The sequence below is a fragment of the Microbacterium sp. C-MGS6 genome (genome assembly GCF_058140415.1).
In genome coordinates this window covers 2,405,780-2,424,479 of record NZ_CM176934.1, presented here as the reverse complement: position 1 = coordinate 2,424,479, position 18,700 = coordinate 2,405,780, and the positions used below count along the sequence as shown (strand labels likewise).

Below are 18,700 nucleotides of genomic sequence, written 5' to 3'. Positions count from 1 at the left end.
CGCGTCCCTCAACCGGCGAGCGCCGCTTGACGGAGGGCCACGGCGTCGCGGACGGCGGGGAAGAGCGGGTGCTCCGGATCGAGGCCGGTGGTGCGGACGGTGAAGCCCGCCGCGTTCTCCGTGCGCAGAAGGGTCTGCAGCTCGACCGACTGCTCGTCGGCGGCGTCGTCGAACTCCAGCGCGGCGGCGACGGCGGCCACCAGGGCATCCGTCGGCAGTCCGTGCTCGGCTGCCATCGCCGCGGGGCCGATGAACCGCTCGTGCCGGGAGATCTTCCGCAGGGGCTGACGGCCGACGCGCTGCACGGTGTCCACGAGCTCCGGGTTCCGGAACCGCTCCAGGATGGTCGCACGGTACTGCGCGAGGTCTGCGGGGTCGAGCCCGTGCTCGACGACCAGCACCGCCGAGGTCTCCTCGAGGGCGGCCGACACCTGCGCGGCGATCGCGTCGTCCGCGAGGGCGTCCGAGATCCGCTCGATGCCCGCCCGTGCACCGAAGTACGCGGTGGCGGCATGACCGGTGTTCACCGTGAAGAGCTTGCGCTCGATGTACGGCGCGAGGTCGTCGACGAAATGGGCGCCGGGGATGCGCGGCGGGGTGTCGCCGAACGGCCGGGCCTCGATCGCCCACTCGAAGTATGGCTCGACCGTGACGTCGATGCCCCCACCGTCCGGCTGCGCCGGCACGATGCGGTCGACGGCGGTGTTCGCGAACACCGCACGCGCGAGGAGGACGTCGGCATCCGGCCCCGCCGCCGCGACGATCTCCTGCCGTAGCTGATCGGTGGCGCCGATGGCGTTCTCGCAGGCCATCACCTGCAGAGGCGCGGCCTCGGGGGAGCGCAACGCGAGCCCGGCGAAGATCGACGGGGCGACGAACCGCAGCACGGTGGGGCCGACGGCGGTCGTGACGACGTCGGCCGTCGCCACCTCCTCCGCGACCACGGCGGGGTCCGTACGGCTGTTCACCGCACGGAACCCGGAGACGACGTGGTCGGTCCCTCCGGGGCCGGCTTCGTGCACGGTGTACGAGTCCGCCCGGTCGATCGCCTCCACGAGTGCGTCGGCGACGTCGCTGAACACGACCTCGTACCCGCCCTCGTGCAGGAGCAGGCCGACGAAACCGCGCCCGATGTTGCCCGCCCCGAAGTGGACCGCCTTCATCCCTCGTTCACCTCCGAGAGGAGAGCGAACAGCTCGTCCGGCGTCGCCGCCGCTTCCAGCCGGGCGACGTCGTCCTCCTCCGAGAAGAGGATCGCGATGCGGGACAGGATGTCCAGGTGCTCATCGCCGACGCCGGCGATGCCGATCACGAACCTCGCCTGCTCGCCGTCCCAGTCGACGCCGCCGTCGTAGCGGACGACGGAGAGCGCGGACGCCAGGATCGTGTCCTTCGCCTCGTTCGTGCCGTGCGGGATGGCCAGGCCGTTGCCCATGTACGTCGACACGGTCTCCTCGCGCTGACGCATCGCATCGACGTACGCCGGGGTCACCGCACCGGCGGCGACGAGGATGTCCGTCGCCTCCTGGAGCGCGTCGTCCCGCGACGCGCCTCCCGGGTGGATGCGGACCTGCTCGGCTGTGAGAACGCTCATTCTTCGTCCTTTCGCTGTTCCTTGACCATCTCGACAACCTCGTCGTACTTCGGCGAGTTCATGAAGTTGTCCACCGAGACGTGCAGGGAGTCCGGCGACTTCGCCGTGGCCCGGTCGGTGAGCTGCTGCTGCGTGATGACCACGTCGGCGGCGCCGTCGAGGTTGGCGATGGCGGCGTTCGTGACGGTGATGCCCTCGATGCCGGCCTTCTTCAGCTTGTTCCGCAGCACGCTGGCGCCCATGGCGGACGAGCCCATACCGGCGTCGCACGCGAACACGATGGTCTCGATCGGGGCCGCCGCGACCGCAGTGGTGGCGGGAGCGGGCGTGGACTCCGGTGCCGCCGTCGCGGTCGAGGTGCGCAGGGCGTCCATCGCCGCGGACGACTTGCCCTTGTTCGCCTCGGTCTGCGCGATGGCCGCACCGAACGTGTCGCCCTCGGCGGCGAGGTCGCGCTTGCGCGAGGCCCGCAGGATGACGCCGGTGATGAGGAAGGTCACCGTCGCGGCGATGATGACCGACAGGTACACCACGAGGAGGTTGGCGACGCCGGGGCCGATGGCCGCGGCGGTCACGGCGATGATGCTGCCAGGGGCGGCCGGGAAGGCCAGTCCGCCACCGAGGACCATGTTCGTGGTGACGCCGGCCGCTCCACCCGCGATGAGCGCGAGGATCGTGGTCGGCTTGCTGAGAGCGTACGGGAAGTAGATCTCGTGGATGCCGCCGAAGAACTGGATGATGGCGGCACCGGGAGCCGAGGCCTTCGCGGCGCCGACCCCGAAGAAGGTGAAGGCGAGCAGCAGGCCGAGGCCGGGGCCGGGGTTCGCCTCGATGAGGAAGAGGATCGACTTGCCCGTCTCCGCAGCCTGCTCGATCCCCAGCGGTGTGAACACGCCGTGGTTGATGGCGTTGTTGAGGAACAGCACCTTGGCCGGCTCGACGATGATCGACACGAGCGGCAGCAGGTTGAGCGACACGAGCCAGTCGACGGCGGCGCCCAGCGCGGCGCTGATGCCCAGCATGACCGGACCGAAGGCGAAGAACCCGACGATGGCGAGGAGCATGCCCAGGATGCCGGCGGAGAAGTTGTTGACGAGCATCTCGAAGCCAGGGCGGATCTTGCCGTCCCACAGCCTGTCGACCTGCTTCATGATCCAAGCGGCGATCGGGCCCATGATCATCGCGCCCAGGAACATCGGGATGTTCGTGCCGACGATCACACCGACGGTCGCGATCGTGGCGACCACGCCGCCGCGCTCGCCGTAGACCATGCGGCCGGCCGTGTTCGCGATCAGGAGGGGCAGCAGGTAGGTGACCATCGGGCCGACCAGGCCCACGTAGGCCAGGATGTTGCCGTCTGCGCCTTCGGCGACCGCGGTCATCGCGCCTTGCCAGCCGAGGACGGCGGAGTCGCCGCCGCCGCCGATGATCTCGGCGACGCCGGCCCAGTGCCAGCCGAACGGGCTCTCGGCGCCGAAGAAGCCCTTCGGGATGAAGAGCATCGTGATGAAGCCCCAGGCGATGAAGGCCGCGATGTTCGGCATGATCATGCCGGAGAGGAACGTGCCGAAACGCTGCACGCCCACGCGGAGGCCACCGGGGGCGGTGGCGGCGGGTGACGTCGTCGTCATGATGTGGTCTCTTTCTGATGAGGGGGGAGTGCCGCGGCGAGGGTCGCCGCAGCGGTGCGGGCGGAGGGGGCGTCGTCCGCGGCGAGCGCGGCTTCCGCGAGGCGGAGGGCGTCGTCGCGAGTGCGGGCGGCGAGCGCCTGGCGGACGTCCGCGAGGGCGGACGGCGCCATGGAGAGGCTCGTCGCACCGAGCCCCACGAGGACGACCGCGAGCAGCGGGTCGGCCGCGGCCTCGCCGCAGATGCCGACCGGCTTGCCGAGGCGGGCACCGGCCGTGCCGACCTCGCGCACCAGCCGCAGCACCGCGGGGTGCCAGGGGTCCTGGAACGAGGCGACCGAGCCGAGCAGCCGGTCCGCGGCCATCGTGTACTGCGTGAGGTCGTTGGTGCCGATGGACGCGAAGTCGGCGTGGGCGAGGACGCGGTCGGCGAGCAGGGCGCTGGACGGCACCTCGACCATGACGCCGGCCGTCTTCAGGCCATACTCGCGGGCGAGGCCTGTGAAATACACGGTCTCCTCGACGGTGGCCACCATGGGCGCCATGACCCAGAGATCGGCGTCGGTCGCGGCGTCGGCCTCGGCCAGCGCGGTCAACTGCTCGCGGAGGATGTCCTCGCTCGCGCGGAGAGCCCGCAGACCGCGCAACCCCAGGGCCGGATTCTCCTCGTGCGCGTCGTTGAGGAAGGCCAGGGGCTTGTCGGCCCCTGCGTCGAGCATCCGCACGACGACCTTCTTGCCGGGGAATGCCCCCAGGAGCTCGCGATAGGACTCCCGCTGCTGGGCCACGGTCGGCGCCTGCGACGCGGAGAGGAACAGGAACTCGGTCCGGAACAGCCCGACGCCCTCGGCCCCGCGTGCGACCGCGTCGGCGGCGTCGGCGGGCTTCCCCAGGTTCGCGAGGAGGGCGACCGGTGTGCCGTCGGCGAGCGCACCGGGCGTGAGCGGCGCGTCGTCCGCGACCAGTCTGGCCGCGGCGCGCTCGGCGGCGCGGCTGCGCTCCTCGGCGGTCGGTTCGCGGGTGATGACGCCTGCGGCGGCATCGACGATCACGGTCTCCCCGGTCGTCAGCGCGTGCCCGTCGCCGACGCCGACCACAGCCACGATGCCCTTCTCCCTGGCGAGGATCGCCGTGTGGGAGGTGGGGCCGCCGTCGGTGGTGACGAGGGCGAGCACCTGGTCGAGGTTCAGCAGCGCCGTGTCAGCGGGCGCGAGGTCGCGTGCCACGAGGACGAACGGGTGCCCGGGATCGGGCACGCCGGGGGCGTCCACCCCGCGCAGCCGGGCCAGCACCCGCTGCGCGATGTCGTCGAGGTCGGCGGCGCGCTCGCCGAGGTAGCCGCCGACGGCCTCGAGCGTGGCCCGGAAGCCCGCGAAGGCGTCGTGAACGGCCCATTCCGCGGTGGCCCCGGCATCGATCCTCGCGTCGACCTCGTCCTGCAGCGTCGGGTCCTCGGCGATCATCGCCTGCGCCTCCAGCACCTCCTGCGCGGCGCCGCCGGCGGCCTCGCCACGCTGCGTCAGCTCCTGCGCGACGACGGCGACGGCCTCGCGGACCCGCGCGCGCTCGGCATCGGCCCCGGCGGTGCTCGGGACGTTCTCGGGCGCGGGCAGCGCCTCGGTCATGCGGACGACCGGTCCCTGCGCGACGCCGAGACCGATGCCCACGCCTCGCAACGCGCTCATCCGGCCGCGTCCTGGTCGTGGTCGGTCGTCAGCAGCTCGGTGAGCGTGTCCAGTACGCCCTCGGCGCCGTCGCCGTCGGCCGTGAGCGTCACGTAGTCGCCGTGCTCGATGGCCAGCGCGATCACCCCGAGGATGCTCGCGGCGTTGACCGGCGTGCCGGAGTCCTTGGCGATCGTGACCGCGAGCCCGGAGTCCTTCGCGGCCTGCGCGAAGATCTTTGCGGGCCGGGCGTGCAGTCCGTGCGAGGAGCCGATGCGGACGGTGCGGGTGGCGGTCATGGTGTTCCTTTCGGGGCCCCGCCGGCGGCGGCGAGGGTCGACTGGGCGAGAAGAAGGGTGCGGACGCCGTCGCGGTCCGCGAACACGTCGTCCGGCAGGACGGCGACGGGCGCGCGGGTCAGGTCGCGGATGGCGTCGAGGCGCTCACGCAGATGCGGGCCCACGAGGACGAGGTCGTGTCCGCCGAGGGGGACGGTGCTCTCGACCCCGGCACCCGCATCCCAGTCCAGGCCTGCTGCCGCTGCGGCAGTGCGCAGGCGCTGAGCGACGAACGTGCTCGACGCGCCGGCGCCGCAGACCACGAGAATCCTCATCGATGTCACCCTTCCTGAGAACAGTCTGGGAAACGTGACCACGGCGGCACCAACACGTTCTCTTCCGCCCCTGCGGAATGCTCCTCGCCGCGCCCGTGTCGCCGGAGGCTGTCATCATGGAGAGCAGTCGGACAGTGCCGTCAGCACGGGAACTCGGAGGGACCATGTCGCGCCAGCGTCAGGACCAGCTCCTCGCCGCGCTGCTGCGCGAGGAGGGCTGGGCGACCGCAGGCACGCTGGCCGATCTCCTGGGTGTGACCCCGCGGAGCATCCGCTCCTACGTCGCGGCACTGAACGCCCGCACGCCGGGCGCCGCGGTCGTCGAGTCCGGCCCCGCGGGCTATCGGGCGGGCCCCGGCGCCCGCGGCGCGCTGCGCGTCCGGCAGGGCGGCGACTCCGCCCCGCGCGAACGGCTGCACGCCCTCGTCCGGCTGCTCCTGGACGAGCCGGAGGGGATCGACGTCTTCGACACCGCGGATGCGCTGCACGTGAGCGAGGCGACGCTGGAGGCGGACCTGGTCCGCGTCCGCGGTCTCCTCGACGGGACCGACCTGACGCTCGACCGGGCCCGTGAGCGGGTGCGGCTCCACGGAGACGAGGCCGCCCAGCGCCGCCTGCTCAGCCGCCTCGCCCACGACGAGATGGACGACGCGTCGTTCCACCCGGAGATCTTCCGGCGGGCCCTCTCCGGGACCGCGGTCGATGCGCAGGCGGTCGGACCCTTCAAGTCGGCCCTCGTGCGCGAGCTCGGCGAACTCGGCTACTACGTCAACGAACTCGCGATCGCCGACGTGCTCCTGCACATCGCGATCGCCGCCGAGCGGGTGGCCGCCGGCCGTGCTCTCGAGGCACCCCCCGTGGGAGCTCGACCGGAGATCCCGCGGGTGGGAGCGGTGCTCGCCGGCCTCGCCGCCGAGCACTTCGCCGTGGTCCTGGGCGAGGGCGACAGCGGTCACCTCGCCTCCCTGGTCCTGACGCGGATCGTCGCGCCGGGTGGCGAGGCGGCGCAGGAGCTCGCCCGCAGCGGCGTCGCCCCGGACGTGGAGGCGGCGGTCAGAGCGGAGATCGCGCGGGCCGCGGAGGACTACCGCGTCGACCTCGTCGACGAGACGTTCGTGCTCCGCCTCGCGCTGCACGTGCAGAACCTCCTGCGCCGCGCCGAGGAGAGCGCCCTCACCCGGAACCCGCTGACCCGCTCGCTGAAGACGACCTATCCGATGATCTTCGAGGTGGCGGTGTCGATCGCGAGCGGTCTGCACGACCGGCTCGGCACGCCCATCCACGACGACGAGATCGCCTACATCGCCATGCACGTCGGGGGACGGCTGGAGCGGAGCCGCAAGGCGGAGTCCATCCTCACCGCGACCATCGTCTGCCCCGGCTACTACGAACTCCACGAACTCCTGCGTTCGAGCGTGGACCGCTCGCTGGGTTCCGCGATCGAGGTCACCAGCGTCGTCACCAACGTCGACCCGGACTGGGCGTCGTTCGACACCGACCTCGTGCTGAGCACGATCGAACCCGGGGCTTCCGGCGACCGGTTCGTGCGCATCCAGCCGTTCCTCACGGACGCCGACGTCGACCGCATCCAGCAGGCCGCAGGGCGGCTGCGCCGCGGTCGACGGCTCGCCCGACTCCGGGAGGAGCTCGCGCGCTACTTCCACCCCGATGCCTTCGTGCACCCGCTCCCTGACGAGGGCGAGGAGGCCATCATCCGGCGGCTCGGCGCGCCGCTGATCCGGGCCGGTCTGATCGGCGACGACTACGTGGAGAACACGATCGTGCGCGAGCGCATGTCCTCCACCGCGTTCACCGACGCGCTCGCCGTGCCGCACGCGCTGCAGATGACCGCGACCCGGACGGCGATCGCGCTCGGCGTCGCGGACGGGTCGGCGGCATGGGGGGACGGACGCGTGCAGGTCGTCGCGCTCGCCGCCTTCAGCGAGAGCGACAGGGCGGCTTTCCAGACCGTGTTCGAGCAGCTCGTCGAGGTGTTCAGCGAGCGGGAGAGCGTGCAGCGGATCGTCCGCCGCGGGGTGACCTTCGAGGGCTTCCTCGACGAGCTCGTCGCCGTGATCGACGGCTGAGACTCAGGCGTCGGGCGCGAGCACCAGGGCGAGCTGCGCGAGGACGCGCTCGGACGACGGACCCGGCGCCGTCTCCAGGGTCACGGCGTCCCCGGGGGCGAGGGCGAGGTCCATCACCGCGAGGACGCTGCGCAGATCCACGGCCGTGCCGCCGGCGGTGCGCAGCGTGACCGGGAGCTCGTGCGCCTGCGCGAGGCGCACGAGCTCCGCGACCGGTCGTGCGTGCACCCCGTTGTGGGCGCTGACGACGACGTGGCGGACGGGCATGGTCAGGAGCGCTCGTCCAGGAGGACCCGGACACCGGCCTCCAGCTCGGCGACGGCGGCCGCCGCACCCTCCGCGGAGTCGGCTGCGGCGTCGATGTAGACCTTGAGCTTCGGCTCTGTTCCGCTCGGGCGCACGATGACCCGGGATCCGTCGGAGAGCCGGTACCGCAGCACGTCCCCGGAGGGCTGCCCCGGTGCGCTCTGCAGCAGGTCCTCGGTCGACGCGATCGAGCGTCCGCCGATCTGCGTGGGCGGAAGCGAGCGCAGCGACAGCATCACCGTGCCGATGAGCGACAGGTCAGCCACCCGCACCGACACCTGGGAGCTCGCGAAGTGACCGTACGTGTCGCCCACCTCGCGGACGAGGTCGGCGAGGGTCAGCCCGCGCTCCTGCGCCTCGGCGGCCAGCCCGAGCACGGCGACCGCGGCGGAGATGCCGTCCTTGTCGCGCACGGTCTCGGGGTTGACGAGGTAGCCCAGGGCCTCCTCGAAGCCGAAGACGATGCCGGGAGCCCGCGAGATCCACTTGAACCCGGTGAGCGTCTCGTGGAAGTCCAACCCGTGGTGGGCGGCGATGGCGCCGAGCCCGGGGGAGGAGACGAGCGAGCACGCGAGCGAGGCTCCGGGAGTTCCGGCCGCGGCACGCGCGGCGCGGGCGCCGAGCAGCAGTCCGACCTCGTTGCCGGTCAGACGTCGCCAGCCGTCCGCGGCGGTGTCGTCGGGGACGGCCACGGCGAGCCGGTCGGCGTCCGGATCGTTGGCGAGGATGAAGTCCGCCTTCGCCCTCCGGGCCGTGGCGAACGCCAGGTCCATGGCGCCCGGCTCCTCCGGGTTGGGGAAGGACACCGTGCGGAACGTCGCGTCCGGGTGGAGCTGCTCGTCGACCACGATCGGCCGCGGGTAGCCGGCAGCGTCGAGGATGCGCGCGAACGTCTCCCAGCCGACGCCGTGCATCGCGGTGTAGACCCAGCGCAGGCGGCGGCCTGCCGCGGGTGCGGGGGCGACGGCCGCGGTGGCGGCGACGTAGGCCTGGACGAGATCCTCGCCCGCGGTCTCGTAGGCGGTGGACCGCGGCAGGGTCCGCACGTCTCCGCCGTCTGCGACGCGCTGGATGTGCGCAGCGATCTCGGCGTCGGCGGGAGCCACGATCTGCGAGCCGTGATCCGCGCCGCCGAGGTACACCTTGTAGCCGTTGTCGTCCGGCGGGTTGTGGCTCGCGGTCACCATCACGCCGGCGTCGGCGCCGAGGTGCCGCACCGCGAAGGCCAGCACGGGGGTGGGGAGCAGGCGGGGGAGCAGGATCGCGCGCAGGCCGGCACCGGCGAACAGCTCCGCGGAGTCCTGGGCGAACACCCGGGAGTTGCGGCGGCCGTCGTAGCCGATCACCACGGTCGGGGTCGCGCCCGCGGCCCGCTCGCGCAGATACGCCGCGAAGCCCGCCGCGGCCTGGGAGACGAGCACCCGGTTCATCCGGTTGCTTCCTGCCCCCAGGGCGCCGCGCAGTCCGGCCGTGCCGAACGCGAGACGGCTGCCGAAGCGGTCGTCGAGCTCCGCCGTGGCGGCCTCATCCCCGGAGGCGGCGCGAGTGATGATGCCGGCCAGCTCGTCGCGGGTCTGCGGGTCGGGGTCCTGGCGCAGCCAGGCGCGGGCCTGGGCGAGCCGCTCCTCGCTCACAGGGCCTCGACCACCCGGGCCAGCAGGTCGGAGATCACCGGCTCCGCCTCGCGTCCGGCCTCGATGACCTCGGCGTGGCTGAGCGGGGTCTGCTGGATCCCGGCCGCGAGGTTCGTGATGAGCGAGAACCCGAGGATCTCCATGCCGGCCTCGCGCGCCGCGATCGCCTCGAGCGCGGTCGACATGCCGACGATGTGGCCGCCGATGTGCTTGGCCATCTGCACCTCGGCCGGGGTCTCGTAGTGCGGGCCGCGGAACTGCGTGTAGACGCCCTCGTCGAGGGTGGGGTCGACCGTACGGGCGATGTCGCGCAGGCGCTTCGCGTAGAGGTCGGTGAGGTCGATGAACGTCGCGCCCTCCAGCGGGGAGTCGGCGGTGAGGTTGATGTGGTCGCTGATCAGCACGGGCTGGCCGGGCTTCCAGGTCTCCTTGATGCCGCCGGCGCCGTTGGTGAGCACCATGATCTTCGCGCCGGTGGCTGCGGCGGTGCGGACGCTGTGCACGACCCGGCGGACGCCGTGGTCCTCGTAGTAGTGCGTGCGGGCACCGATGACGAGGATGTTCTTCCCGCCGGGCGTCCGGATGCTGCGCAGCGTGCCGACGTGGCCCTCCAGAGCGGGCTTCGAGAACCCGGTGACCTCGGTGGCGGGGATCGTCGCCACGGTCTCGCCGATGAGGTCGGCGGCCTTGCCCCAGCCGCTGCCGAGCGTGAGGGCGATGTCGTGCTTCTCGACGCCGGTCAGCCGCGCGATGTCGGCGGCGGCTTCGGCTGCGACCTCGAACGGGTTCGCAGCGGGGTCGTCGAGGGGGTTGCTGTGGGTTTCAGGCATGGATCCACTCTAGGAAGTGGCAGGCTCCGGTGCCAGGATTGCGGAAGAATGGAGAGCATGTCTTCCACCACTTTCGAGCGCACTCAGCGCGTCGCCGTCCTCGGCGGCGGACCCGGCGGTTACGAGGCGGCCCTGGCGGCCGCCCAGCTCGGAGCGGAGGTCACCCTCGTCGAGCGCGTCGGTGTCGGCGGATCCGCCGTGCTCACCGACGTGGTGCCCTCGAAGAGCCTCATCGCGACGGCGGACGCCGCGGTCGCCATCTCCGAGGCCAGCGACCTCGGCGTGAACTTCTACGCCAAGGGCGAGAACGGCAAGCCCCTCAAGCCGGAGATCGCCATCAACCTCGCGGCGGTGAACAAGCGCCTCGTGGCGCTGGCCGGTCAGCAGTCCGAGGACATGCGCACCACCCTCCTCGACGCAGGCGTGCGCATCCTCTCCGGTCACGGCCGTCTGGAGGGTCCGAACGCCATCGTCGTCTCCACGGGCGAGCGGGGCACGGACTTCGACCGCGTCGAGGCCGACACCATCGTCGTCGCGGTCGGCGCCTCGCCGCGCGAACTCGACTCCGCCAAGCCCGACGGCAAGCGCATCCTCACGTGGACCCAGCTCTACGACATGAAGGCGCTGCCCGAGCACCTCATCGTCGTCGGCTCCGGCGTGACCGGTGCCGAGTTCGCCTCCGCCTACATGAACCTCGGGGCGAAGGTCACGCTCGTCTCCAGCCGCGAGCAGGTCCTCCCCGGCGAGGACCAGGATGCGGCGCGCGTGCTCGAGAAGGTGTTCAAGCGCGGCGGCATGCAGGTGCTGTCCAAGTCGCGCGCCGAGAAGGTCGAGGTCACCGGAGACGGTGTCACGGTGACCCTGTCCGACGGTCGCACTGTCGAGGGCAGCCACTGCCTCATGGCGGTCGGCTCGATCCCGAACACGGCCGGCATCGGTCTGGAGGAGGCCGGTGTCGAGCTCGACGACTCCGGACACGTCCGCGTGAACCGCGTCGCGCGCACCTCGGTGCCGAACGTGTACGCGGTCGGGGACTGCACGAACTTCTTCCCCCTGGCCTCGGTGGCCTCGATGCAGGGTCGCACGGCGGTGTTCCACGCGCTGGGCGACATCGTCATCCCGCTCGAGCTCATCAAGATCACCTCCAACATCTTCACCGCGCCGGAGATCGCGACCGTCGGCTACGGCGTCAAGGACGTGGAGGACGGCCTCGCGGACGGCATGGTCTACAAGCTCCCGCTCGCCGCCAACCCGCGCGCGAAGATGATGGGCATCAAGGACGGCTTCGTCAAGCTCATCGCGCGCAAGGGCTCCGGCACCGTGATCGGCGGCGTGATCGTGGCACCGAAGGCCTCCGAGCTCATCTACCCCATCGCGATCGCGGTCGAGCGTCGCCTCACCGTCGACCAGGTCTCCCGGGTCTTCGCCGCGTACCCCTCGCTCTCGAGCAGCATCACCGACGCGAGCCGCGCGATGCACCTCGTGAACATCTCCTGACCCGAGACCCCGCGCAATCGCCGAGACCCCGGGCTGCAGACATCTGCAGCCCGGGGTCTCGGCGTGAAAGCGGGGTCTCGCGTGTCAGGAGATCGTGTCAGGAGATCGTGAGGAGCTGGTGGCCGGCGGACACCGTGGTGCCAGCGGCGGCGTCGATGCTGCCGACGACGCCGTCCTTGTGCGCCTGCAGCGGCTGCTCCATCTTCATCGCCTCGAGGACGACGACGAGGTCGCCCTTGACGACCTGCTGCCCTTCCTCGACGGCGACCTTGACGACCGTGGCCTGCATCGGCGACTTCACCGCGTCGCCGGAGGCCCCGGCGTTGGCGACCGTGGCGTGGCTGCGACGCGACGGCGGCACCGCCGCAGGGCGTCCCGTGGTGCCGGGGGCGACGGCGACGCGATCGGGCAGGCTGACCTCGAGCCGCTTGCCACCGACCTCGACGACCACCGTGTGCCGGGCGTTCGCGGGGGCCGGAGCCTCGAGCTCGCCGTCCCACGCGGGGATGTCGTTGTCGAACTCGGTCTCGATCCACCGCGTGTAGACGCCGAACGTCCCGTCCTCGGCCGTGAAGGCGGGGTCGCGGACGACCTTGCGGTGGAAGGGGATGACGGTGGGAAGGCCTGCGACCTCGAACTCGTCCAGGGCCCGACGCGCGCGCTCCAGGGCCTCGGCGCGGTCCTTGCCGGTGACGATGATCTTGGCGAGCAGCGAGTCGAACGCGCCGGAGACCGCGTCCCCGGCGGTGACACCGGAGTCGAGGCGGATGCCGGGGCCGCCGAAGGTCTTGAAGACGTGGATGGGGCCGGGCTGGGGGAGGAATCCACGACCCGGGTCCTCGCCGTTGATGCGGAACTCGATGGAGTGGCCCTGCGGCTGGGGGTCGTCGTAGTCGATCGTGCCGCCGGCGGCGATGCGGAACTGCTCGCGGACGAGGTCGATGCCGGTGACCTCCTCGGACACGGGGTGCTCGACCTGGAGGCGGGTGTTCACCTCGAGGAAGGAGACCGTGCCGTCGGCGCCGATGAGGAACTCACACGTGCCCGCACCGACGTAGCCGACCTCCTTGAGGATGGCCTTGGACGCCGAGTAGAGCTTCTCGTTCTGCTCGGGCGTGAGGAACGGGGCGGGTGCCTCTTCGACGAGCTTCTGGTGTCGACGCTGCAGCGAGCAGTCGCGGGTCGAGATGATGACGACGTTGCCCTCGGCATCGGCGAGGCACTGGGTCTCGACGTGCCGGGGCTTGTCGAGGTACTTCTCCACGAAGCACTCGCCGCGGCCGAACGCGGCGACCGCCTCGCGCGTGGCGGACTCGAACAGCTCCTCGACCTCGTCGAGCTCACGGGCGACCTTGAGGCCGCGACCGCCGCCGCCGTAGGCCGCCTTGATCGCGATCGGCAGACCGTACTCCTGCGCGAAGGCGACGACCTCGTCGGCACCGGAGACCGGGCCGGGGGTGCCGGGCGCGAGGGGCGCGCCGACCTTCTCGGCCACGTGGCGGGCGGTGACCTTGTCGCCGAGCGCTTCGATGGCCTCCGGGGAGGGGCCGATCCAGATCATCCCGGCGTCGATCACGGCGCGCGCGAACTCGGCGTTCTCCGCGAGGAACCCGTAGCCCGGGTGCACGGCGTCGGCGCCGGCGCGGCGGGCGACGGAGAGGATCTTCTCGATCTGGAGATAGGTCTCGGCGCTGGTCGCGCCACCGAGCGCATACGCCTCGTCAGCGAGGCGCACGTGCAGCGCGTCCCGATCCTGGTCGGCGTAGACGGCGACCGAGGCGATCCCGGAGTCACGAGCGGCACGGACGATGCGGACGGCGATCTCGCCGCGGTTGGCGACGAGCACCTTCGCGATTTCAGGCATGGTTGCCAGCCTAGCGAGTAGCATCCCGATACTTTTGACGACTCTCGACAAGAAAGAGGGAAGAACGTGGAGGGGAGTCTACGACCACAGATCCGTCCACCGCACTCCGAGATCGGCAGCGAGACGGCGCACGGTGGAGAGTGACATCCCCACGACGGTGGAGGGATCGCCCTCGACCCGGGTGATGAAGGCGCCGCCGAGGCTGTCCACGGTGAAGGCTCCGGCGACGTGCAGCGGTTCCCCCGATGCCACGTACGCGGCGATCTCCTCATCGCTGATGTCCTCGGCGAACGTCACGGCGGCCTCCGCGACAGCGGTCGCCTCGACGGGCTCGGCGCCGGGGGAGACGCGGAACACGGAGTGCCCGGAGTGCAGCACGCCGGTGGCGCCGCGCATCTCCTGCCACCGGCGCGTGGCCTCCTCCGGCGTGTAGGGCTTGCCGTAGACCCGGTCCCCGAGCGCGAACATGGAGTCCCCGCCGATCACGATGCCGTCGAACACGCCCTCGGCGGCCAGCCGCTCGGCGACGGCGGCGGCCTTGGCGCGAGCGAGCAGCAGTACGAGGTCGGCGGGTGCGACGGGGCCCATGCGCTCCTCCGCGGCGGCGGCCAGGGCGTCCTCGTCCACCTCCGGCGACAGCGTGAGGGGTTCGATGCCGGCCTGACGCAGCAGCATGAGCCGGGCAGGGGATGTCGAGGCGAGGCAGACGCGCATGGAGACCACCGTATCCTCGAAGGATGACTTCCTCCGCAGCCGACGTGCTCGATCTCGACATCACCGGCATCGCCCACGGAGGCACCTTCATCGCCCGTCACGACGGTCGCGTGGTCTTCGTCTCCGATGCGATCCCGGGGGAGCGCGTCCGAGCCCGCCTGCTGGATCCGTCCGCCGGCGCCGGGGAGCCCGACACCCGCAGCTTCTGGCGCGCCGAGACGATCGAGGTCCTCGAGGCCTCCCCGCATCGGCGGCCGCACATCTGGCCGGAGGCGGACGTCGCGCACGACCCCGCCCAGCGGCCCGGGGGTGCCGACCTCGGGCACATCGACCTCGGGCACCAGCGCGTGCTCAAGCGACAGGTTCTCTCGGAGGCGTTCGACCGCTTCGCCGGTCCCGGACTCGAGGCGCCGGAGATCGAAGCCGTGGAGTCCGGGGATGGGACGGGGTGGCGGACGCGGGTGACCCTGCACGTGGACGACGAGGGACGGATCGGCCCCTTCGCGGCCCGCAGCCACCGCGTCGTCCCGGTGTCGACGCACCCGCTCGCCCGCCCCGCGATCGCCGAGGCCGCCCTGGCCCTGCAGGGCGAGAAGGCCGGACGCATCGAGCTCGTGGAGCCCGCGGACGGCCGGGTGCGCATCCTCCGCCACCCCGAGGCCGAGCGGCGCTCACCGCGGGGTCGTCGTCCTCGGCCGACACCCGAGGTCGTGCAGGAACGCGTCGGTGACCGCACGTTCGACGTCGACGCCGGAGGGTTCTGGCAGGTGCACCCCCGTGCCGCCTCCGTCCTCGACGGTGCCGTGTACGGGCTGCTCGACGGGCATGTGGAGCCGGACGCGACGCATTACGACCTGTACGGCGGCGTCGGCCTCTTCGCGCGGACCCTCGCGGATCTCGGCGGCACCGATGTCGTCACGGTGGAGTCCAGCCGCCGGGCGACGCAGCACGCCGCCGCGAACCTCGCCCCGCTCGACGTGACGGCGGTCACGGCTCGCGTCGACCGCTTCCTGCAGCAGTCGCGGCGCGGAGGTGCCACGGGAGCCGTCGTGCTCGATCCGCCGCGGTCGGGGGCCGGGCGGGCGGTCGTGGAGGGCGTGCATGCGCTGAGTCCGTCCGCGATCGCCTACGTCGCCTGCGACCCGGTGGCCCTCGCCCGCGACCTCGGCACCTTCCGCGGCCTGGGGTGGGAGGTCGGTGCCCTCCGCGGCTTCGATCTGTTCCCGCACTCGCATCACTTCGAGGTCGTCGCCCTGCTCACCCGGTGAGCGCATTCCCGGCCCCGGGTCCGCGACTCACTAGGCTGTGGGCATGAGCACCGTCGCCCTCATCGACGACCACGAGTCCGTCCGCCTCGGCCTCGAGGCCGCGTGCGCCAGGGACGGGCAGACCGTCGTGTTCACCGGGAGCACGGTCGGCTCCTACCTCGTGTGGCGCTCGTCCACGGGCGCTCCACCCGCAGACGTCGTCGTGCTCGACCTCACGCTGGGGGACGGGACGACGGTCACGGAGAACGTCGTGTCCCTCGTCGCCGACGGCGCCAGCGTGGTGATCCACAGCGTCGCCGACCGTCCGGCAGCCGTGCGCGAGGCGCTGGCGGCCGGCGCGGCCGGAGTCGTCAGCAAGTCCTCCGCCCTCGACGACGTGCTGGATGCGATCCGCACCGTGGCGCAGGGTGAGGCTCTGAACAACGTCGAATGGGCCAGCGCGGTCGACGGCGACCGCGCGTTCGCCGACGCCCAGCTGTCCACCCGGGAGCGCGAGGTGCTCCGCCTGTACGCGACCGGCCTGCCCCTGAAGGCCGTGGCCGAGCGCCTCGGCGTCGCGTACTCCACGGCGAAGGAGAACATCACCCGGATCCGGGTGAAGTACGTCGAGGTCGGTCGGCCGGCGCCCACCAAGGTCGATCTGCTGCGGCGCGCGATGGAGGACGGCATCGTGACGGCCGACGGGGCGCCGAGTGCCCGCTGAGCCGCTGAGCGTCCGCGACGCCTGGAGCAAGATCCCGTCTCCCGGCAGCGCGGAGAACGGCTTCGAGCGGTTCACCGGGAAGCGGATGGAGCGCATCCTCGCGATCGTCGTCGCCCTGGGCTCCGCCGTGCTCGGGGCGCAGGCGCTGATCGCGGCCGTGCACACGATGTCCCGCGCGGACGTGCCGCACATCGCGATGCTCATCGCCGTGTTCGTGCCGTTGGCGGCGATGCTCGTCGCCTGCCTGGTCGGACGCGGCGTGCGCCTGGCCGCGGGGGTCTTCGCCGTCGTGTACGTCCTCGCGCTCGCGGCATGGCCGGTCGTCGTCGATCCCACCGACAAGGTGGCGGGGGACCAGCCGTGGATCTTCTTCCTCGTGAACGTCGGAGTCGTGGCGGCGATGCTGGCCTTCCCCGTGCGGCTGCAGTTCGCGTGGGCGGTCGGGGTGCCGTTCGTCTACGGGTACGTGCGTCTGGTGCAGGGCGACTTCTCGCGCGAGTTCTGGGTGACGACCGCGTTCGACGTCTCCTTCACGCTCATCCTCGGCGTCGTGATCGTCTCGCTCGGCTGGATGTTCCGCTCGGTCGCCGCGGGCGTGGACGAGGCGCGGGGCACGGCGGTGGCGTCGTATGCGACGGCGGCGGCCGCGGCGGCGGCGGAGGAGGAGCGCGTGGCGATGTCGGCGCTCATGCACGACAGCGTGCTGGCCGCACTCATCGCCGCCGAACGCGCGGAGGGTGAGCGGGCGAGAGAGCTCGCCGTGGCGATGGCGCGGGAGGCGCTCACGCGGCTCGCGAACACGGAGGCGGCGGTCGCGGAGGAGGGTAGCGATGAGCCGGTGGGCGCCGCGCAGATCGTCGTGGAGCTGCGACGGGCCCTCTCCGAGCTCGGCGCGGACGCGATCGTGGAGGAGCGTGGCGGGAGCGGCCTCATCCCGGGGCGCGCAGCGAGGGCTCTCGTGCTCGCGGCGCGGCAGGCGATCGGCAACGCGGTCGCACACGCCCACGGTCGCGGCCTGCACATCCTCGTGGTCGGTCACGGCGACGAGGGCATCGCCGTGACGGTCTCCGACACCGGGAACGGGTTCGACGTCGACACGATCGGTCCGGATCGGCTCGGCATCCGCGCCTCCATCCTCGCCCGTATGGCCGGTGTCGCCGGCACCGCGCGGATCTCCTCCGACGAGGGCGGCACCGTCGTCACCTTGGGCTGGGAGCGCTCATGAACCGGACCGTGCGGAGTGTCGCGACCTCGCTCGCCGTCGGGTTCGCGCTGTACTTCGTCGCCCGCGGGATCTGGTGGATCGAGCAGCCGACGGCACCGCTGCTCATGGTCCTCGCGATCGCCGCGTACCTCGTCGTGGTGAACATCGCGATCCTCGGCAGCCCGGCCACGGTCCGGATGCCGCTGTGGTCGGCTCTCCTCGCGCTGGCCGTGAGCGCGGTGATCCCGGCGCTCGTGACCCTCTCGCTGGAACCGGACGATCGCACGGCGCCGTTCGCCACCTGGTACATCGGCGCTCTCGGGCTGCTCGGCGTGGTGTGCGTGGTCCGGCGCCGGCCCTGGGTGGGCTGGACGACGCTCGCCGTGCTCGTCGTCTCCGCGTCGCTCGCGCTGGGCATGGGCGTGGCGATGAACCTCGGCGTGGTGGGCTCGATCATGTGGGTGGCGGTCGCCCAGCTGCTGGTGATGTTCTGGGATCGCGCCGTCAGCGACACGGAGCGCCTGTCCGAGATCCAGCAGGCCGTGTCGGCCTGGCATGCGACGCAGCGCGTCCGGCAGCGCGAGCGTCGGCTGCGGACGCAGTTCGCCCTCGCGGTCGCCGGCCCGATCCTCAGCAGGGTGGTGGCCTCACGCGGGCTGCTCGACGACGACGAGCGCCTGGAAGCCCGGCTCGCTGAGGGACGTCTGCGTGACGAGCTGCGCGGCGCGGACCTGTTGAACGACGACGTCCGCAATGCGATCGACGCCGCGCGCCGCCACGGTGCCTCGGTGACCGTGTTCGACGAGGGTGGGCTCGACGGCGTGGACGAGGGGCGGCGGATGGAGATCCGGGACGAACTCGCGGCGGTCCTGCGCAGCGCGGGTACCGGCCGGATCATCATCCGCTCCGCACGGGATCCGCTCGTGGCGGTGACGGTCGTCGGCCGCGCGGGCCTGCGGGCCTCGGACGACGACTCCGTGGACCTGTGGCACGAGATCGCCAGACAGCGGCGTGAGACCGCCTCCGACGCACGGAAGTGAGAGTGGGCGAGGGGCGGCGAATCCGCCTGCCCCTCGCCGTGCGGACAGTTACCC

The 18,700-nt window shown here is 72.0% G+C and carries 17 protein-coding genes; 6 read left to right on the top strand and 11 right to left on the bottom strand.

Annotation, left to right across the window (positions count from 1 at the left end; genetic code table 11):
- Positions 1-8: 8 nt before the first annotated feature.
- From AC3B5L_RS11910 to AC3B5L_RS11885, 6 genes are read right to left on the bottom strand one after another with little or no spacing between them, the layout of a single operon-like run.
- Entirely contained in the window at positions 9-1,163 is a 1,155-nt protein-coding gene (locus AC3B5L_RS11910; protein ID WP_268776830.1) for a mannitol-1-phosphate 5-dehydrogenase, read from the bottom strand.
- Entirely contained in the window at positions 1,160-1,594 is a 435-nt protein-coding gene (locus AC3B5L_RS11905) for a PTS mannitol transporter subunit IIA (protein WP_187661934.1), read from the bottom strand. The genes AC3B5L_RS11910 and AC3B5L_RS11905 overlap by 4 nt, the downstream gene beginning before the upstream one ends.
- Positions 1,591-3,225 carry a PTS mannitol transporter subunit IIBC gene (locus AC3B5L_RS11900; protein ID WP_187661933.1) on the bottom strand — a complete coding sequence of 545 codons (1,635 nt, stop codon included), beginning with the start codon at positions 3,223-3,225 and terminating at the stop codon, positions 1,591-1,593. The genes AC3B5L_RS11905 and AC3B5L_RS11900 overlap by 4 nt, the downstream gene beginning before the upstream one ends.
- A complete protein-coding gene (gene ptsP / locus AC3B5L_RS11895; RefSeq protein ID WP_187661932.1) occupies positions 3,222-4,907 on the bottom strand; it encodes a phosphoenolpyruvate--protein phosphotransferase in 1,686 nt (561 codons plus the stop codon). The genes AC3B5L_RS11900 and ptsP overlap by 4 nt, the downstream gene beginning before the upstream one ends.
- Positions 4,904-5,185, bottom strand: a complete 282-nt coding sequence (locus AC3B5L_RS11890) for an HPr family phosphocarrier protein (protein WP_187661931.1) — start codon at positions 5,183-5,185, stop codon at positions 4,904-4,906. Before AC3B5L_RS11890 ends, ptsP begins: the two co-directional genes overlap by 4 nt.
- Positions 5,182-5,499 (bottom strand): PTS sugar transporter subunit IIB, encoded by a 318-nt coding sequence (locus AC3B5L_RS11885; protein ID WP_187661930.1) that lies wholly within the window; start codon positions 5,497-5,499, stop codon positions 5,182-5,184. Before AC3B5L_RS11885 ends, AC3B5L_RS11890 begins: the two co-directional genes overlap by 4 nt.
- Before the next feature lie 164 nt (positions 5,500-5,663).
- Between AC3B5L_RS11885 and AC3B5L_RS11880 the strand changes: the two genes are divergently transcribed.
- Positions 5,664-7,586 (top strand): BglG family transcription antiterminator, encoded by a 1,923-nt coding sequence (locus AC3B5L_RS11880; RefSeq protein WP_268776833.1) that lies wholly within the window; start codon positions 5,664-5,666, stop codon positions 7,584-7,586.
- 3 nt (positions 7,587-7,589) lie between these two features.
- Here AC3B5L_RS11880 and AC3B5L_RS11875 read toward each other — a convergent pair whose 3' ends face one another.
- From AC3B5L_RS11875 to AC3B5L_RS11865, 3 genes are read right to left on the bottom strand one after another with little or no spacing between them, the layout of a single operon-like run.
- On the bottom strand, positions 7,590-7,853 hold the full coding sequence (locus AC3B5L_RS11875; protein WP_259954622.1) for an HPr family phosphocarrier protein: 264 nt from the start codon (positions 7,851-7,853) through the stop codon (positions 7,590-7,592).
- Between the two features lie 2 nt (positions 7,854-7,855).
- The gene (locus AC3B5L_RS11870) at positions 7,856-9,526 is read right to left on the bottom strand and encodes a phospho-sugar mutase (RefSeq protein WP_259954623.1); all 1,671 of its coding nucleotides are present in this window, start codon (positions 9,524-9,526) and stop codon (positions 7,856-7,858) included.
- Complete coding sequence (locus AC3B5L_RS11865) at positions 9,523-10,356, bottom strand: purine-nucleoside phosphorylase (protein WP_259954625.1); 834 nt, start codon at positions 10,354-10,356, stop codon at positions 9,523-9,525. Before AC3B5L_RS11865 ends, AC3B5L_RS11870 begins: the two co-directional genes overlap by 4 nt.
- 48 nt (positions 10,357-10,404) lie before the next feature.
- Between AC3B5L_RS11865 and AC3B5L_RS11860 the strand changes: the two genes are divergently transcribed.
- Positions 10,405-11,853, top strand: coding sequence for an NAD(P)H-quinone dehydrogenase (locus AC3B5L_RS11860; RefSeq protein WP_025105680.1), 1,449 nt, complete (start codon positions 10,405-10,407; stop codon positions 11,851-11,853).
- A gap of 97 nt (positions 11,854-11,950) precedes the next feature.
- Here the strand turns inward: AC3B5L_RS11860 and AC3B5L_RS11855 are convergent, their stop codons facing one another.
- Positions 11,951-13,717 carry an acetyl/propionyl/methylcrotonyl-CoA carboxylase subunit alpha gene (locus AC3B5L_RS11855; protein WP_259954231.1) on the bottom strand — a complete coding sequence of 589 codons (1,767 nt, stop codon included), beginning with the start codon at positions 13,715-13,717 and terminating at the stop codon, positions 11,951-11,953.
- A gap of 78 nt (positions 13,718-13,795) precedes the next feature.
- A complete protein-coding gene (locus AC3B5L_RS11850; RefSeq protein WP_268776835.1) occupies positions 13,796-14,431 on the bottom strand; it encodes a Maf family protein in 636 nt (211 codons plus the stop codon).
- Between the two features lie 23 nt (positions 14,432-14,454).
- On the opposite strand from AC3B5L_RS11850, the gene AC3B5L_RS11845 reads away from it, so the two are divergent.
- The 4 genes from AC3B5L_RS11845 to AC3B5L_RS11830 are packed head-to-tail and all read left to right on the top strand — an operon-like array spanning position 14,455 to position 18,646.
- Positions 14,455-15,699, top strand: coding sequence for a class I SAM-dependent RNA methyltransferase (locus tag AC3B5L_RS11845; RefSeq protein ID WP_268776836.1), 1,245 nt, complete (start codon positions 14,455-14,457; stop codon positions 15,697-15,699).
- Positions 15,700-15,742: 43 nt separating this feature from the next.
- Positions 15,743-16,402, top strand: a complete 660-nt coding sequence (locus AC3B5L_RS11840; protein WP_071329676.1) for a response regulator transcription factor — start codon at positions 15,743-15,745, stop codon at positions 16,400-16,402.
- Positions 16,392-17,627, top strand: coding sequence for a sensor histidine kinase (locus tag AC3B5L_RS11835; protein ID WP_187661923.1), 1,236 nt, complete (start codon positions 16,392-16,394; stop codon positions 17,625-17,627). Before AC3B5L_RS11840 ends, AC3B5L_RS11835 begins: the two co-directional genes overlap by 11 nt.
- The gene (locus AC3B5L_RS11830) at positions 17,624-18,646 is read left to right on the top strand and encodes a hypothetical protein (RefSeq protein WP_268776837.1); all 1,023 of its coding nucleotides are present in this window, start codon (positions 17,624-17,626) and stop codon (positions 18,644-18,646) included. Before AC3B5L_RS11835 ends, AC3B5L_RS11830 begins: the two co-directional genes overlap by 4 nt.
- The last annotated feature ends 54 nt before the right edge of the window (positions 18,647-18,700 follow it).